Raw genomic sequence first — 18,108 nt, 5'->3', positions numbered from 1 at the left:
TTAACCATGTCTGAGAATTACGATTCGTCGAGTATTAAAGTACTAAAAGGATTAGACGCAGTAAGAAAGCGTCCTGGAATGTATATAGGGGACACCGATGATGGCACAGGCTTACACCACATGGTGTTTGAAGTCGTTGATAACTCTATCGATGAAGCCTTAGCAGGTCATTGTGATGACATCTTTGTCTCAATTCATTTAGATGGTTCAGTCTCTGTTCGAGATAACGGCCGTGGTATTCCAACTTCAATTCATGAAGAAGAAGGCGTGTCAGCTGCTGAAGTAATTATGACAGTACTACATGCTGGTGGTAAGTTTGATGATAACTCATATAAAGTATCAGGCGGCTTACACGGTGTTGGTGTTTCAGTAGTAAATGCGCTTTCAGAAAAATTAAAGCTAACAGTTCGTCGTGAAGGCAAGTTACATGAGCAATTTTACACTATGGGTGTTCCTGATGCGCCACTAGCTGTAATTGGCGAATCAGAAACCACAGGTACTGAACTTCGTTTTTGGCCAAGTGGTGAGACTTTCACAAATTTAGATTTCCATTACGATATTTTAGCTAAGCGCTTACGCGAGTTATCATTCCTGAATTCAGGTGTGAGTATTATTTTAAATGATGAACGCGAAGAAAATAAAACAGACCACTTTAAATATGAAGGGGGTATTCGTGCCTTCGTTGAGTATTTAAACCGTAACAAGACACCTATTCATAAAGGTGTATTCCACTTTACTCATGAACGTGAAGAAGATGGTATTAGCGTTGAAGTATCAATGCAGTGGAATGATGCTTACCAAGAAAACATTTACTGTTTTACAAACAACATTCCACAACGTGATGGTGGTACTCACTTAGCCGGTTTTAGATCTGCGCTAACTCGTACACTTAACAACTATATGGAAAAAGAAGGCTTTAACAAAAAAGCTAAAACAACCAGTAATGCAACAGGCGATGATGCCCGTGAAGGCTTAACTGCAGTTGTTAGTGTTAAAGTTCCTGATCCTAAGTTCTCATCACAAACCAAAGATAAGCTAGTTTCAAGCGAAGTTAAATCAGCTGTAGAACAGGCAATGGCTGAGAAATTCACTGAATTCTTATTAGAAAATCCAGTAGACGCAAAAATAGTTGTTGGTAAAATCATTGATGCTTCTCGTGCTCGTGAAGCGGCGCGTAAAGCCCGTGAAATGACTCGTCGTAAAGGCGCAATGGACTTAGCAGGTTTACCTGGTAAGTTAGCGGATTGCCAAGAAAAAGATCCAGCCCTGTCTGAACTATATATAGTGGAAGGGGACTCTGCTGGCGGATCAGCCAAGCAGGGTCGTAACCGTAAGAATCAAGCGATTCTTCCGCTTAAAGGTAAAATACTAAACGTAGAGAAAGCGCGTTTTGATAAGATGTTATCTTCACAAGAAGTTGCCACGTTAATTACAGCCCTTGGTTGTGGTATTGGCCGCGATGAGTATAACCCTGAAAAATTACGCTATCACCGCATCATTATCATGACCGATGCTGACGTCGATGGTTCGCACATTCGTACGTTACTGTTGACCTTTTTCTACCGTCAAATGCCAGAAATCGTTGAACGTGGTTATATCTATATTGCTCAACCACCACTTTATAAAGTGAAAAAAGGTAAACAAGAGCGCTATATTAAAGATGATCCAGCACTTGTCGAATACCTAACTTCATTAGCATTAAATGGTGCCTCACTTTATACCGGTGCTGATGCATCTGCACTTGAAGGTGAAGCTTTAGAGGCTATCGTTCATGATTATCAAAACACCGTTAAAGTTATTGAGCGCTTAAAACGTAAATACCCGAATACGGTTATGGAACGTTTGATCTATCAAACAGAGCTAAACGAAACTGATTTAGCCGATGAAGCTAAAGTAATCGAGTGGACCAAAACGTTAGTCGATGACTTAGTCGCACGTGATGAAGATGCAACTATCTTCGCTGCTGCAACAGAGCATGATACTGAGCGTAACTTATATTACCCAGTTATCAATATTCGCCAACACGGTGTTGATAAGGCACACGTACTGAGCCATGATTTTATCTCTTCACGTGATTATAAACGCATCGCAGTAACTGGTACTAACATTGCCAATATCTTAAGTGAAGGTGCTTATATTCAACGTGGAGAGAAAACACTAGCTGTTGATAACTTTGTGGATGCATTGGAATGGTTGATCGCAGAATCTAAGCGTGGGCTATATATCCAGCGCTATAAAGGACTAGGTGAGATGAATCCAAGTCAGCTGTGGGAAACTACCATGGATCCTTCAGCGCGTCGCATGTTACAAGTAACCATTGAAGATGCTGTTGGTGCCGACCAATTATTCGCAACCTTGATGGGTGACCAAGTTGAGCCGCGTCGTGAGTTCATAGAAACGAATGCACTACGTGTAGTTAACTTAGACGTATAATTAAATTATAGTAATTACAAAAAAGGAGCCTTAGGCTCCTTTTTTATTTTCTCAATTGCACAAACTGCTTAAAACATGACTACGCACAAGGTATACTGAAGGTAATTTTCACGCTACATCACAGCAGATACTAAAAGCCAAATATGCAAAAATATGACGTTAAAACCTTTCAAGGTTTGATCCTGGCTTTACAGGATTACTGGGCACAGCAAGGCTGTGTCATTATTCAGCCACTTGATATGGAAGTTGGTGCAGGCACATTTCATCCGCAAACATTTTTAAAGTCTATTGGTCCTGAACCAATGTCGAGCGCGTATGTGCAACCATGTCGTCGTCCTACCGATGGCCGTTATGGTGAGAATCCAAATCGCCTGCAACATTACTACCAGTTCCAAGTCGTATTAAAACCATCACCAGATAACATCCAGGAGCTATATTTAGGCTCATTAGCGGCTGTTGGCATTGATACCCTTACTGACGAAGTACGCTTCGTTGAAGACAACTGGGAATCACCTACGCTAGGCGCATGGGGTCTTGGTTGGGAGATCTGGTTAAACGGTATGGAAGTAACCCAGTTTACCTACTTCCAACAAGTAGGGGGCTTAGAGTGCTCTCCTGTTACTGGTGAGATCACTTATGGTCTTGAGCGTTTAGCTATGTACATTCAAGGCGTAGATAGCATCTACGATCTAGTATGGGCTGATGGCCCAATGGGCCGTGTTACTTACGGTGATGTATTCCATCAGAACGAAGTTGAGCAATCAACTTATAACTTTGAGCATGCAAATGTTGACGATTTATTTGCCCAGTTTGATAAATGCGAAGCTGAGAGCCAAAAGCTAATTGAAGCAAGCTTACCATTACCTGCTTATGAGCAAGTAATGAAAGCATCACACGCATTTAACTTATTGGATGCACGTCACGCTATTTCGGTAACAGAGCGCCAGCGTTATATCTTGCGCGTTCGTGCATTATCTAAAGCGTGTGCACAAAGTTATTATGACAAACGCGAAGCGCTTGGTTTCCCGTTGTGTAAGGATAAGTAAGCATGTCAGTACAAAATTTATTAGTAGAAATTGGCACCGAAGAGTTGCCACCAAAATCATTGCGTAAACTTGCCGAAGCATTTGCTGCAAATCTGACTGCAGAGCTTGAGAGTCTAGAGCTTAATCACCAAGGCGTAAGCTGGTATGCATCTCCTCGTCGCTTAGGTTTACAAGTAACAGCACTTGAAGCTCAGCAACAAGACAAAGAAGTAGAAAAACGTGGTCCAGCAACGAAGGCTGCATTTGATGCCGATGGCAAGCCGACCAAAGCTGCAATGGGTTGGGCTCGTGGTTGTGGTATTGAAGTAAGTGAAGCGCAAACACTCGAGACCGATAAAGGTGCATGGTTGTTACACATTGCTAAAGTAGCAGGCAAAGAAACCACAGCCTTGATGGCTGATGCGGTAAATAAAGCGTTAGCTAAACTTCCTATTCCTAAACCAATGCGTTGGGGGGCGAATAAAACACAATTTATTCGTCCTGTTCATACCGCAACTATTTTGTTTGGCGATCAGCTAATTGAAGGCGAAGTCCTTGGTAAAGCAGTGGGTAACCAACTGCAAGGCCATCGTTTTCATCATCCAGAAAAAATCACAATCAAACACGCTGATGATGTTTTTGAGGTGCTTAAGTCTGCACATGTTGTTGCTGATTACCAGCAGCGTAAAGCACAAATTCGTAGCCAAATCGAAGCTGCAGCAACAGCCGTTAATGCAGTAGTAGCTATGGATGAAGATTTACTTGAAGAAGTAACTTCATTGGTTGAATGGCCAGTAACTCTTACTGCAACATTTGAAGAAGCGTTTTTAGATGTACCAGCCGAAGCGCTGATCTACACTATGAAAGACGATCAAAAATACTTCCCATTACTTGATCAAGACGGCAAGCTACTTAATAAGTTTTTGTTTGTTTCAAACATCGAAAGTAAAAACCCAAGCGTAGTTATTGCTGGTAACGAGAAAGTAGTGCGCCCGCGTTTAGCTGATGCGCAGTTCTTCTTTGAAACAGATAAAAAGAAAACTCTTGAAAGCCGTTTAGAATCACTTAATAGCGTATTGTTCCAACAGCAATTGGGTACGCTTAAAGATAAGTCAGAGCGTATTAGTGAACTTGCTGGTTACATTGCTGAGCAATTAGGTGCCGATAAAACACTTGCTAAGCGTGCTGGTTTATTAAGTAAAACCGATCTAATGACCGAAATGGTGATGGAGTTTACTGACGTACAAGGTGTGATGGGGATGCACTATGCACGCCATGACGGTGAAGCCGAAGATGTTGCCATTGCCCAAAACGAGCAATACATGCCGCGTTTTGCCGGTGATAATTTACCTACAAACTTAATTAGCTGCGCGGTAGCGATTGCCGATAAGTTCGATACACTGGTAGGTATTTTTGGTATTGGCCAAGCACCAAAAGGTGATAAAGATCCGTTTGCGCTTCGTCGTGCAGCCATTGGTGCGCTGCGTATCATGGTAGAAAAAGAACTACCACTTGATATTTTAGATCTAGTCGCAAAATCACAAACCCTGTTTGGCGACAAGCTAACTAACTTAAATGTATCAGCCGATGTGTTTGAATTTATGCTAGGGCGTTTTCGTGCATGGTATCAAGATGAAGGTATTGAAGTAGACGTTATTCAAGCTGTACTAGTACGTCGCCCAACTAAGCCTGTTGATTTTGACCGTCGTGTTAAAGCGGTAAGTCACTTCCGTACATTAGACGCCGCAGAAGCGCTTGCAGCAGCTAATAAACGGGTAAGTAATATTCTGGCTAAAAATGACATTACAACGCAAGGCACTGTTGATGAGAGCTTATTAAGCGATGATGCCGAAAAGACATTAGCGGCACAAGTTGCTAAGTTTGCCACTGAATTAGCGCCGTTATACGCGGCTGGCGACTATCAAGAAGCGCTTGCCCAACTTGCGGGTATTCGTGAAAGTGTTGATAACTTCTTCGACAACGTGATGGTAATGGCAGACGATGAAGCCGTTAAGCAAAACCGTTTAGCATTACTAAGTCAACTGAGTGGTCTATTTTTAGATATTGCTGATATTTCTGTATTACAGAAATAAATTCAGCTTCGCTTAAAAAGCCAGCAGCTATGCTGGCTTTTTAGTATTAGAGGGAATACCTATGAAACGTATATTAACAGTGGCTCTAGTTGCTTTACTGAGTGCTTGTTCGAGCCAAATACAAATGCCAGATCTTAGCGATGTACTGCCAGGCCAAGAACTTGACCGTACAATGTACCTACGCGGCGACTTCAATTTATGGGATGCAGAAACGCAATATGAATTTACTCAAGTCGCGCCTGCGCTTTATCAAGCACAAGTAAAGTTTTCAACACCGGGTAAAGTGTATGAGTTTAAAATCGCTGATATGGAGTGGAGCGCAGGTTATAACTGTGGGTTCAGTGAACAAGATCCAACCGGTCAATCTCTGACGTTAGGGCAAAGCGTTGTTGCCGATTGTGACACTACTTATAATTATTTTAGCTTCACTCCTGCAATTAAAGGCAGCTACATCGTTAGCATCGATTATCATAATAACGATCAGCCAAAAGTAACAATAACTAAAAAATAGAGCTACAGGGTAAATATTGCCATTATAATGTCTGATTATATTTACAGAAGTAATAACACCCTGTTAAAATTGGTACAGATTTTTTGTAATAATCGAAGTCAATTATTTTTGAGTACTATATCAAAAATAATTTAAAACCTCTAAAGCGCCAAATATAATCATAATATACTTGGATCGTTAATATGAATAAAAAAAATTAAAATAGGATTACAGATGTTAAAAACTACAGTAACAGCAGTTGTTTTAGCGGGGGCTTTTATAGCCGCTCCATTACAGGCTAAAGAGGGTCTTAACCCTTGGCAGGATTGTGGTATCGGCGCAATGGTATTTCCAGAGAATGGAACCGCAGCAGCAATTTCAAATATTATTTGGGATTTAGGTACTACAGCAGTATCTTCAAATATATCATCTGTTGGTAGCTGTGAAGGCGCAGGTGCAAAAACAGCTCTATTTATTCAACAAACATTCCCTGTACTTGAGCAAGAAATTGCTGAAGGTGAAGGTGAGTATGTTACTGCAATGCTAAATGTACGTGGTTGTGACGCTAGTTCTCATGGTCAAATTGTAAATGCTATCCGTAACGATTTTGCGACTAAACCTGCTCAAAATCCTCAAGCATTATATGCAATTGTTGAAAGCAAAGTGACTACACAGTTTGCAGCTACTTGCCCAGTTATTTAACTGTTAATAGAGTAGGTGTCAGCACCTACTCATACTTATGACTACAATCAAATACTTACCAGCACTAGCACTGTTTGCTACGTTTTCATCTTATTCATCTAGCTCACTTTCCGAGCATCCAACCTGGTTGAAATTAGGGCATTATAAAAACGCATCATCTCCTCAAAGTTATATTGAGAGTGATTCATTTTTTATCTCAAAAAATGGCAAAAATAACCCTTCATCCGAGTTAAAAGCAACGATTGATGCATTTAATAAAGACGCACAAATGCAATGCAAGTATCCTGCTAGATATCAGTGGTTACTATCACAAGGGCTTGAATTCTCAGAGCCAAAGGTTGAATGCACCGAACTTATAGAGTGGAGAGATAAACAACCGATTCACTCTGTAAGTTTAGTCTTTGCTTCAGGGTATATGAGTAATCCGGCTTCGCTTTATGGTCATATGCTTTTAAAGCTAAATAGATCAACGCCAGAGCACAATAAGTTACTAGATTACAGCTTAAATTATGGGGCACTAGTTCCTGATAATGAAAACGGTTTGGTCTATATTACGAAAGGGTTATTTGGCGGTTACGAGGCTGGTTTTTCTGATCAACTATTTTACCGTCATCAACATAACTATGGTGAAATAGAGCTGAGAGATATATGGGAATATAAGCTTAACTTTAGCCAAGAAGACGTCCTCTTTTTAACTAATCATTTATGGGAAATTATGGGGGCTAAGTATTCTTACTATTTTGCGGATGAAAACTGTGCATTTCATATCGCAAGGGTTGTTGAATTAATTATAGGTGAGCAGTTAACGAATGAGCTTTCGCCTTGGGTTATTCCTGCGACTATTTTTTCTCGCTTAAATAGTGCTCAATATAATAACGAAAAGCTAGTAAAGCAGATTGAGTTTACTCCTTCAAGAAGTAGTGTTTTTCATCAATATGAAAACAATCTTTCAGTAAAAGACTCTAAGCTGGCTTTAGCTATTTATCATTCGCAAAATATACTTTTTGAGCCGACATTTACAAATCTAGATGTGGTAACTAAAAAACGAATTATTGAAACTCTTTTTGAGTTTGTTCAGTTGCAGCAAATAAAAAAATATGATGTTGAACACATTGAAAAGTTAAAAAAAGCTCTTATTAAAGCTCGTTTAGTCCTACCTCCAGGTAAAGAAACCTCTTTTATTAATTATGATAAATATGCACCGCATTCAGCTCAGAAACCCTCAAATATATCTATTTCTTCGACTGTGTATAAAAATGAACAAAGCCTAAATTTAGGTTTCAGATTGAGTTATTTTGATTCATTAGCTTCTGATATTGCCAGAGTTCCTTACTCTAATTTAGAGATGTTGGATGTTGAGGTTGCTTTATTTGATTCGCAGTTATATCTAGAAAAATTACATCTTTTAGATCTAGAATCATTTAACCCAGCCTATAGTCAGTGGCCAAATGAAGGCGGTTGGGCATGGCAGATAAATGTAGGTTATGAAAGAAATCGCAGTCAGTGCTTTAGTTGCTCAAGTACATTTGCCATGGCAGGAGTTGGAAAGTCATGGTTATTAAATGCTAATCAGTCGCTAGTGTACGGTATGATTAATGGTTATGCTGGTGAATTACAAAGCACCCAACAATGGCTGGATACTTCAATAGAGCTAGGATTTTTAACGACTGTAACTTCTAATTTAAAACTAAGAACATCAATTGAGAAGTTTTATCACCAACAGTTAAGCGGTATTGCAACGAACATCGAGCTATCAGTGCCTATCAATCAAGATTTCGACATACGATTTGGTTATAAACATGCAACAGAGTTTCAGTGGCAGTTGAAATTAAACTTTTACTGGGATTAATGAATGTTTTAATTAGGGTTAATTATTGATTTATAGCCCTTTTTTAACTAAATATCGATACGGTATGGCATCTACTTCTTTTTTTAACAGTGTATGATCCATAAACATACAAAAGCTGGGGATATCACGGGTGGTTGATGGATCGTCGGCAATAATTAATAAAGTTTCGCCATTTTCCATTTTACGTACCGCGCTTCTGATCATCATTACAGGCTCCGGACAGCGTAGGCCAATGGCATCTAATTGGTGATCGGGATTCTCAAAACTCATTGCATAACCTTTACTGTTTATTTAGCGCTTAACGATTAATTTAAGGCTGCTAGTTTAACGACCTCAGCCTGATAAATAAAGTCACTTCACTTGTGCTTATAAAGCGACATAACTTAGCTGCAAAAATTAATTATAAAAAAGCCGCGTTGATTTAATCAACGCGGCTTTTTATCACCAAGGTATTACTTAATACATTTTATTAATCTTGCACACGTTCAAATACAGTTGCGATGCCTTGGCCTAAACCAATACACATAGTTGCTAAACCATATTTTGCGTTTTTATCTTCCATTAAGTGAATAAGTGAGGTGCTGATACGTGAACCAGAACAACCCAAAGGATGACCCAGAGCAATAGCACCGCCGTTTAAATTCACTTTTTCATCAACTACATCAGCAAGACCTAGGTCTTTTAATACTGGTAGTGACTGTGCTGCGAATGCTTCGTTAAGTTCTGCAACATCGATATCATCAATAGTGATACCGGCTTGTGCTAATGCTTTTTTACTTGCTGGTACTGGGCCGTAACCCATGATTGATGGATCGCAACCTGCAACCGCCATGGCTTTAACACGTGCACGAATTGGTAAGCCTAAAGCTTTGGCTTTTTCTTCGCTCATTACTAACATAGCAGATGCGCCGTCAGAAAGAGCTGAAGACGTACCGGCAGTGACTGAGCCTGATGCAGGGTTAAATACTGGGCGAAGCTGTGATAAGCCTTCTACCGTTGTTTCTGGACGAATTACTTCGTCATCTTCAACTAAAATCAGTGAACCATCTGCGTCATGACCTTCCATTGCGAGGATTTCGCGGCGGAAACGTCCTTCAACCGTTGCTGCATGAGCTCGTTGATGTGAGCGGTATGCAAATTGGTCTTGCTGCTCACGGGTAATACCGTGAATAGTTGCAAGGTACTCTGCGGTTAAGCCCATTGAGCCAGATGCTTGTGCAATTGAAGTTGCTAAGCCTGGGTGAAAGTCGTTACCGTGGGTCATTGGCACATGACCCATGTGCTCAACACCACCAATGATGTAGGTATCACCAGCGCCAGTCATGATTGCGCGAGCAGCATCGTGTAATGCTTGCATTGATGATCCACATAAGCGGTTTACTGTTACCGCTGGCACTGTGTGAGGAATGCCGGCAAGTAATGCGGCATTACGAGCAACGTTAAAACCTTGCTCTAAAGTTTGTTGTACACAACCCCAATAGATATCGTCAATCGATGCTGGATCAACGGCTGGGTTGCGATCAAGTAAGCCCTTCATTAGGTGGGCGCTTAAATCTTCGGCACGCTTATGTTTAAATACACCGTTTTTTGAACGGCCCATTGGCGTGCGGATACAATCTACAATTACTGGAGTATTCATGGTCTTATCCTTCCACCTTATAGAAAATACGGCCTTCTTCAGCCCATTTGCGAGTTTGTTCAGATACTTGGTAAATCGCACCTAGATGAGCGTATTTGTCAGCTGTTGCAACAAAGTTAGCTAGTCCAGTTTGATCTAAGTAACGGAACGCGCCGCCTCTAAATGGAGGGAAACCAATACCGTAAATAAGTGCCATATCAGCTTCTTGTGGAGAAGCAACAATGTTTTCTTGTAAACACAGTAGCACTTCGTTGATCATAGGTATCATACAACGGTCGATAATTTCTTGTTTATCAAACTCTTTCGGTACATCAGTGATTGCACTAAGTAGCTCAACTGCTTGTGGATCTTGAGCTTTTTTCAAGCGACCGCGACGATCCGGAGCATACTGGTAGAAACCCGCTTTGTTCTTTTGACCAAAACGCTTTTCGTTAGCGAATATTGTTACCGGATCTTTTTCGGCACGTGACATGCGCTCAGGGAAACCATCTGCCATCACGCCAGTACAGTGGTAAGCCGTATCAATACCGACAACATCAAGTAAGTATGCAGGACCCATAGGCCAGCCAAATACGTTTTCCATTACTTTATCTACTTTGGCAAAATCAGCGCCTTCAACAACTAACTTACTAAAGCCGGCAAAGTATGGGAATAATACACGGTTTACAAAGAATCCTGGGCAATCGTTAACAACGATAGGTGATTTACCTAACTTTAAGGCGTAATCAACAACGGCGTTAATCGTTTGCTCTGAAGTTTTCTCACCGCGAATAATTTCTACCAGTGGCATTTTTGGCACTGGGTTAAAGAAGTGCATACCACAGAAATTTTCAGGTTTTTCAAGAGCTGTGGCTAATTCATCAATACGAATAGTTGATGTGTTAGACGTTAAGATAGTGCCTGCAGGCATGTCTTTTTCAAGACCTGCTAAAACGGCTTGTTTAACTTTAGGGTTTTCAACAACTGCTTCAACAATGATATCAGCGCTTTGTAAATCGCTATCATTAAGAGTTGGTTTGATTTTACCTAACGTTGCTACCATTTTGTCCATCGCCATATGGCCGCGTTGAACTTTTTGACCTAATAGCTTAGATGCTTCACCCATACCTAAATCAAGCGCATCCTGTTGGATGTCTTTCATTATAATAGGTGTTCCTTTATAAGCTGACTGGTAAGCGATACCGCCACCCATAATACCAGCACCAAGTACTGCAGCTTGTTTAATTACTACATCACTGGTTTTAGCTTGTTTGCGCGCTTTCCCCTTGATGTATTGATCTGCTAAGAAAATACCCGTTTGGGCTGCGGCTTCTGGAGTGCGTGCTAATTTAGCAAAGTTGGCATTTTCAATCGCCATTGCTTCATCACGAGTACAGTTTGCTGCTGCTTTAATAGTACGAACTGCCATAATAGGAGCAGGATAGTGGCCTTTGGTTTTACCCATTACCATACCTTCTGCCATTGCAAAGCTCATACCTTGCTCAACACGGTTCAATTTAAGTGGTTGTAATTTTACTTGTCGCTTAGCTTGCCAATCTAGTTTTCCAGAGATTGCTAATTCAAGCGTTGAAATTCCTGACTCTATAAGTTTGTCAGTACTAACTACCGCATCAACTGCACCTACTTTTAAAGCATCAGCTGCGCGGTTTTCGGCACCAGAGGTGATCCAAAGCATCGCATTATCAGCACCAACAATGCGTGGTAAGCGAACTGTGCCGCCAAATCCAGGCATGATGCCAAGTTTTACTTCTGGTAGGCCAATTTTAGCATCAGTGCTAGCAACACGATAATCGGTAGCAAGTACCCACTCACAACCACCACCAAGTGCTAAGCCATTGATAGCGCTTAAAGTTGGGAATGGTAAATCTTCTAGCGCGTCAAAAACATCAGTGGCATCTTTGATCCACGTTACTAATTCAGCTTCTGGTTTAGTAAAGGTAGGTAAAAATTCGAAAATATCGGCGCCAATAATAAAGTGTTCTTTATCACTGGTAAAAATCATGCCTTTGATATCACTGTTTGCGGCTAATTCTTTTAATGCAGAGGCGCAATCTTTCAAGGTTTGCTGAGACAAAGTGTTTACAGAACCTGCAACACAAAATTTGAACTCGGCGATATTATCCTTGATGAAAGCAACTTCAAAGGAATCGCTTTTATATAACATTATTATTCTCCCTAGTTAGTGAACTAAGACTGGTACGATGAGTTTGCATTTCAATCAGTGTGCTTGCTTTAAATTAAAAATGCAACGAAAAATTTACTGTGGTGCCTTACTACTGGTTAAAATATAGCTTGTTTGGTGCTAAGGTGTAGGCGAAGTGTTTGTCTTTTATTTACCTTTGAATATTTAAGGTCATCATGAAAAAACAATTTTTAAGTGTAACGGCAGCAGCATTATTATTTCCTTTATTTTCTGCCTACGCTAATACTGAACATGACGCATTTTTAGATGCTGAAAGAAAAGTTAAATATGCTAGTTATCAGGAGTTTAAAGAAATAACAGCACAGCTAGACCATCCATTAAAGCCTTATGTGGAACAAGTCTATTGGCAGCGCCATCCCGATATTGAGCACCAATCTGAAATAGAGCGTTATTTAACTATTTACCAAAGTACGCCTTTAGAGTGGCCAGTGCGCAAAGCATGGCTGCAGAATTTGCAAAAGCAAAACCGCAAAGCCGCTTTTATTAATAATTATCGTGAGACTACAAATACTGAACTGACTTGCACTTACCTGCAGTATCAGCTTGATTTAGGGGCACCAGAACAAGCGATAATGAGACAAGTAACAAATTTATGGACTGTTGGGAAATCACAGCCTGAAGAATGTGACCTATTATTTAGTACTTGGCGTAAAAAAGGTTATATGAGCCAAGAGCAAATATGGCAACGTATTACGTTATCAGCACAAGGTGGTTCGCAAAGTTTATTGCCATACTTAAAAACTTTATTACCAAAAAATGAGCAATACTTGGCTGACTTTTATCGAAAAGTTCGCAGCGATCCCAGTGCAGTTGCAGGAATGTATCGTTACAAGCATAAAACAGTTAAGGAAAGCGAAATTGCACACTATGGAATTAAACGCTTAATTTGGCGAGATAAAACCTTAGCGCTCAAGGCGTGGGAAAAGTTAGACAAAATGTTTAACTATTCTGACGAGCAAAAGGCTGATGTGTATTATAGTTTTGCTTTAGCGTTGGCATCAAGAGGTCATCCTGAGGCACGTTTCTGGTTGAGTAAAGTGCCCAAAGATCGTCAAGATCGTAAATTAATGCAATGGCAGTTAGGCAATATGCTGAAAACTCAGGATTGGTCGGGCATCGTTGCGTTTTTTACAGGTAAAGAAAATCTCAGTCTGGGTCAGCAATATTGGTTAGCCTACAGTTTAGCTCAACGAGGTGATACACAGCGTGCTAAAGCTATTTGGCAAATAGTCGCAAAAGAGCGTGACTATTATGGCTTTTTGGCTGCCGCGCGGTTGGGGTTACCTATTGAACTCAATAATCAACCATTGTTAGTGAGCGATAAATTAATGCATGAGGTCGCTAATGCCCCAGGTTTTAAACGTGCTAAAGCGATGTATGAACTTGAGCGGTTTACTTCGGCTCGTCGCGAATGGAATTATTTAACAAGCACTTCTAGCGATGGAGAAAAGCTCGCGGCTTCAAAACTCGCAGCAGAATTAGATTGGTACGACAGTACTATTTATACTTTAGCGCAAATTAAGGCATGGGATTATGTAGAGTTACGTTTCCCATTTGCTTTTCAAGATTTATTTGAGCGTTATAGTAAACGTAATCATATAGATGTTACTTGGAGCATTGCTATTTCGCGCCGTGAAAGCTCTTTTGCACCTGATGCGCGTTCTCACGCCAATGCGCGTGGTTTAATGCAGTTATTACCAAGTACAGCGAAGTATGTCAATAAAAGTACTGTTTCAGGAAGTCGCTTAAATCAGCCGAAAACAAATATACGTTTAGGCACAGAGTATTTAGAATATTTAAAAAACAAAAACCATGGCAACGAAATACTAGCAACTGCCTCGTATAACGCTGGTTACCATAGAATCAAAAAGTGGTTACCAAATGAAGCTATGCCTGCTGAATTATGGATTGAGCTTATCCCGTACCGTGAAACTCGGGAGTACGTAAAAAATGTGTTTGCTTATCGTCAGGTTTATCACACGCGTTTAGGGCGCGAAGGAAACATACTGGCACCAATATTGGATATGAAGATGGGTGGCTAAGGCACAAGTGCTTTAGCGCATCTGCATTGGGGTTAAACAGGGTCTATGTTAGACTTAAAATAAGTTAAATTTAACAGATGGGTTTTCTATGGATAAATTAGCCGTTTTATACGCCGAACATATTGCAACACTGCAGCAGCGTACTCGTACTATTATTGAGCGTGAAGGATTAGAAGGTTTAGTGATCCATTCAGGACAAGCTAAACGTCAGTTTTTAGACGATATGTATTATCCGTTTAAAGTCAACCCGCATTTCAAAGCTTGGTTACCGGTCATCGATAATCCACACTGTTGGATTGTGGTGAATGGCAGTGATAAACCAAAACTGATTTTTTATCGCCCTGTCGATTTTTGGCACAAAGTACCAGATGAGCCACGAGATTTTTGGGCTGATTACTTTGATATCGAGCTATTATTACAGCCTGATCAAGTTGAAAAACTATTACCATACGATAAGGCGAAGTACGCTTATATCGGTGAATACCTAGAAGTAGCTCAAGCGCTAGGCTTTAGCATTATGAACCCAGAGCCGGTGCTCAATTACTTTAATTACCACCGTGCTTATAAAACTCAATACGAACTTGAATGCTTACGCCAAGCTAATCGTATTGCGGTTGATGGCCACAAAGCTGCGCGTGATACCTTTTTTAACGGTGGCTCTGAATTTGATATTCAGCAAGCGTATTTAATGGCCACTCGCCAAAGCGAAAACGAAATGCCGTATGGCAATATTGTTGCGCTTAACGAAAATTGCGCTATTTTGCACTACACTCATTTTGAGCCTCAAGCCCCAAAAGCACATCATTCGTTCTTAATTGATGCTGGCGCTAATTTTAATGGCTATGCTGCAGATATAACTCGTACTTATGATTTTAAAAAGTCGGGCGAGTTTGCCGAATTAATTGCCGCAATGACACAGCATCAAATTGCATTGGGTAAAGCACTGAAACCAGGTTTGTTATACGGTGAACTGCACTTAGATTGCCATCAACGTATTGCTCAGGTGCTTAGTGATTTTAATATTGTTAAGTTACCAGCCACTGAGATCGTTGAGCGCGGTATTACGTCGACTTTCTTTCCGCATGGGCTTGGCCATCATCTTGGTTTACAAGTGCACGATATGGGTGGTTTTATGGCTGATGAAAAGGGTACACATCAAGCGCCACCAGAAGGTCATCCATTCTTGCGTTGTACGCGCTTGATTGAGAAAAACCAAGTATTCACGATTGAACCTGGTTTGTACTTTATCGATTCATTACTTGGTGATTTAACGCAAACAGACAACAAGCAGTTTATTAACTGGGAAAAGGTTGAAGCGTTTAAACCATTTGGCGGTATTCGCATCGAGGACAACATTATTGTTCATGAAGATAGCTTAGAAAATATGACCCGTGATTTAGCATTAGATTAATCATCCGGTGTTAAAAGTTGGGGCCATATGGCCCCATTTTTTGCTTCATTATTTGGGTTTATCAAAGAATGTCAGAATATAAGTACCCAGCAGCAACCGTTTTTCATCAAGAAGAAATAAAAAAAAGCACCTTTATTGTGCATATTGCTCATACGCCAGATTTAGCCTCGGCAAAAGCGTTTATCCGTGAGATTGAAAGTAAATATAGCGATGCTCGTCATAACTGTTGGGCGCATGTTGCAGGTAATCCTGGTGGTAGTCATGTTTATGGTTTCTCTGATGATGGTGAACCAAATGGTACTGCAGGCAAACCTATGCTTAATGTATTAATGGGATCTGGGCTTGGAGAAGTCACCGCGGTAGTTACTCGTTATTTTGGCGGTATAAAGCTGGGTACTGGCGGGTTAGTCAGAGCATATGGCGGCTCGCTAAATAATGCCTTGGCACATTTAACAACTACATTAAAAGTTCCTAGTGTTGAGCTGGTGGGCTGTAGTGATTACAGCGCGCAAGGAGCGATAGAGCAGTTACTAAAAACGCAATTTCAAGTACTTAACATAGAAAAGCAATTTACTGCTAATATAGAATGGGTTATTACTATAGATAGCCGCCAAGCCACACAAGCCATAAAAGATATTTATGATTTGAGCCATGGCGCGGTTGAGTTAAGTATTAAAGAGTAAGACAATAGCATTCACGCACTAATCATTACTTAATAAAAAAGCGATAGCTCAATGCAATTTCGTACCATCATAAAAATTCTCGGCCAACTGGTTGTACTGTTCAGTATCACTATGGTGCCGCCGGCAATTGTATCGCTCATTTATAAAGATGGTGGTGGCGTGCCATTTGTTCTCGCATTTATATTCAGTGTCATTATTGGTTTACTTGCATACTATCCAAATAGACGCGAGCAGGGAGATTTAAAAGCTCGCGAAGGTTTTTTAATTGTGGTGCTATTTTGGTTAGTTCTAGGGGCATTCGCATCTTTACCGCTGATTTTTTTACAAGAACCTAATTTATCATTAGCGGATGCGGTATTCGAAGCGTTTTCAGGGCTAACTACAACCGGTGCTACAGTGTTAACAGGCATTGAATATCTCCCTAAATCGGTATTGTTTTATCGCCAACAACTGCAATGGTTAGGCGGTATGGGGATAATCGTATTAGCGGTTGCAGTGCTACCCATGCTTGGCGTTGGTGGTATGCAGTTGTATCGAGCTGAAACTCCAGGGCCTGTAAAAGATTCCAAAATGACGCCACGTATTGCCGATACCGCAAAACATCTTTGGTATATTTATGTGTCGTTAACTATCGCGTGTACTTTAGCGTACTGGGCTGCCGGAATGAATTGGTTTGATGCTATTTGTCATTCATTTTCTACTGTTGCAATAGGCGGATTCTCTACTTACGATGCTTCTATGGGACATTTTGACAGTCCATTAATCAACTTTATTTGCGTGATATTTCTAATCATCGCTGCCGTTAATTTCACCTTGCATTACGCAGCTGTTTCGAGTCGAAATCTCAGAGTGTATATCCGCGACCCTGAGTTTAAAGTGTTTTTGTTTATTCAACTAGCGCTGGTGATAGTGTGTTTTACGGTACTGTCGTCCAATAACATATATGCAAACGGTGACGAAACGCTCGATCAGGCATTATTTCAAGCGGTATCAATTAGTACTACTGCGGGTTTTGCCACCGATAATTTTTCAGCATGGCCCTTATTCTTGCCTATTTTACTGATATTTTCGAGCTTTATTGGTGGTTGTGCAGGTTCCACTGGCGGCGGTATGAAAGTAGTCCGAGTGTTTTTACTTTATCTGCAAGGAATACGTGAGCTTAATCGGTTAGTGCATCCTCGTGCTATTTACTCTATTAAACTTGGTCGTAAGGCATTACCAGATAAAGTAGTTGAAGCCGTATGGGGATTTTTCTCTGCTTATGCGTTGGTATTTGTCATTATTATGTTAGCGTTAATGGGGACCGGTATGGATAACATAACGGCGTTCTCAGCCACCGCAGCTTGCTTAAATAACCTCGGCCCTGGTTTGGGGGATGTTGCGTCGCATTATGGCGCTATTAGTGATGGCGCTAAATGGCTATTAACCATTGCGATGGTGTTCGGGCGATTAGAGATATTCACCTTATTAGTGTTGTTTACACCGACCTTCTGGCGTGGTTAGTTTGTATAAAAGCGAGCACTTGTACAAGGTTATTT

At 40.7% G+C, this 18,108-nt stretch carries 13 protein-coding genes; 10 read left to right on the top strand and 3 right to left on the bottom strand.

Annotated features, from left to right (window positions below; all coding sequences use genetic code 11):
• Window positions 1-6: 6 nt before the first annotated feature.
• The 6 genes from gyrB (at window position 7) to H5163_RS13785 (ending at window position 8,592) form a co-directional block, all read left to right on the top strand.
• Entirely contained in the window at window positions 7-2,433 is a 2,427-nt protein-coding gene (gyrB, locus tag H5163_RS13810) for a DNA topoisomerase (ATP-hydrolyzing) subunit B (protein WP_182735383.1), read from the top strand.
• A 143-nt stretch (window positions 2,434-2,576) separates the two neighbouring features.
• Window positions 2,577-3,479 (top strand): glycine--tRNA ligase subunit alpha, encoded by a 903-nt coding sequence (gene glyQ / locus H5163_RS13805; protein ID WP_145241722.1) that lies wholly within the window; start codon window positions 2,577-2,579, stop codon window positions 3,477-3,479.
• 2 nt (window positions 3,480-3,481) lie between these two features.
• Complete coding sequence (gene glyS, locus H5163_RS13800; RefSeq protein ID WP_182735382.1) at window positions 3,482-5,551, top strand: glycine--tRNA ligase subunit beta; 2,070 nt, start codon at window positions 3,482-3,484, stop codon at window positions 5,549-5,551.
• A gap of 61 nt (window positions 5,552-5,612) precedes the next feature.
• Window positions 5,613-6,062 carry a hypothetical protein gene (locus tag H5163_RS13795; protein ID WP_182735381.1) on the top strand — a complete coding sequence of 150 codons (450 nt, stop codon included), beginning with the start codon at window positions 5,613-5,615 and terminating at the stop codon, window positions 6,060-6,062.
• A 213-nt stretch (window positions 6,063-6,275) separates the two neighbouring features.
• Entirely contained in the window at window positions 6,276-6,743 is a 468-nt protein-coding gene (locus H5163_RS13790) for a DUF3015 family protein (protein WP_182731929.1), read from the top strand.
• 37 nt (window positions 6,744-6,780) lie between these two features.
• A complete protein-coding gene (locus tag H5163_RS13785) occupies window positions 6,781-8,592 on the top strand; it encodes a DUF4105 domain-containing protein (protein ID WP_182731930.1) in 1,812 nt (603 codons plus the stop codon).
• Window positions 8,593-8,622: 30 nt separating this feature from the next.
• On the opposite strand, the gene tusA is transcribed toward H5163_RS13785, so the two are convergent.
• The 3 genes from tusA to fadB all read right to left on the bottom strand — a co-directional run bounded on the left by tusA (window position 8,623) and on the right by fadB (window position 12,395).
• Entirely contained in the window at window positions 8,623-8,862 is a 240-nt protein-coding gene (tusA, locus tag H5163_RS13780; protein WP_182735380.1) for a sulfurtransferase TusA, read from the bottom strand.
• 199 nt (window positions 8,863-9,061) lie between these two features.
• Window positions 9,062-10,231, bottom strand: a complete 1,170-nt coding sequence (gene fadA / locus H5163_RS13775) for an acetyl-CoA C-acyltransferase FadA (RefSeq protein ID WP_145241734.1) — start codon at window positions 10,229-10,231, stop codon at window positions 9,062-9,064.
• A gap of 4 nt (window positions 10,232-10,235) precedes the next feature.
• Window positions 10,236-12,395, bottom strand: a complete 2,160-nt coding sequence (fadB, locus tag H5163_RS13770; RefSeq protein ID WP_182735379.1) for a fatty acid oxidation complex subunit alpha FadB — start codon at window positions 12,393-12,395, stop codon at window positions 10,236-10,238.
• A 194-nt stretch (window positions 12,396-12,589) separates the two neighbouring features.
• Here fadB and H5163_RS13765 point away from each other — a divergent pair, with 194 nt between their 5' ends.
• The 4 genes from H5163_RS13765 (at window position 12,590) to H5163_RS13750 (ending at window position 18,073) form a co-directional block, all read left to right on the top strand.
• Window positions 12,590-14,476, top strand: a complete 1,887-nt coding sequence (locus H5163_RS13765) for a transglycosylase SLT domain-containing protein (RefSeq protein ID WP_182735378.1) — start codon at window positions 12,590-12,592, stop codon at window positions 14,474-14,476.
• A gap of 88 nt (window positions 14,477-14,564) precedes the next feature.
• A complete protein-coding gene (pepQ, locus tag H5163_RS13760) occupies window positions 14,565-15,887 on the top strand; it encodes a Xaa-Pro dipeptidase (protein ID WP_145241740.1) in 1,323 nt (440 codons plus the stop codon).
• Window positions 15,888-15,955: 68 nt separating this feature from the next.
• The gene (locus H5163_RS13755) at window positions 15,956-16,570 is read left to right on the top strand and encodes a YigZ family protein (protein ID WP_149983180.1); all 615 of its coding nucleotides are present in this window, start codon (window positions 15,956-15,958) and stop codon (window positions 16,568-16,570) included.
• 51 nt (window positions 16,571-16,621) lie between these two features.
• Window positions 16,622-18,073, top strand: coding sequence for a TrkH family potassium uptake protein (locus H5163_RS13750; protein WP_145241744.1), 1,452 nt, complete (start codon window positions 16,622-16,624; stop codon window positions 18,071-18,073).
• The last annotated feature ends 35 nt before the right edge of the window (window positions 18,074-18,108 follow it).

Origin of the sequence: Pseudoalteromonas sp. SG44-8 (assembly GCF_014164125.1) — a bacterium.
GTDB classification, from domain to species: Bacteria; Pseudomonadota; Gammaproteobacteria; order Enterobacterales; family Alteromonadaceae; genus Pseudoalteromonas; species Pseudoalteromonas rhizosphaerae.
This window is presented reverse-complemented; position numbering and strand designations above follow the sequence as displayed.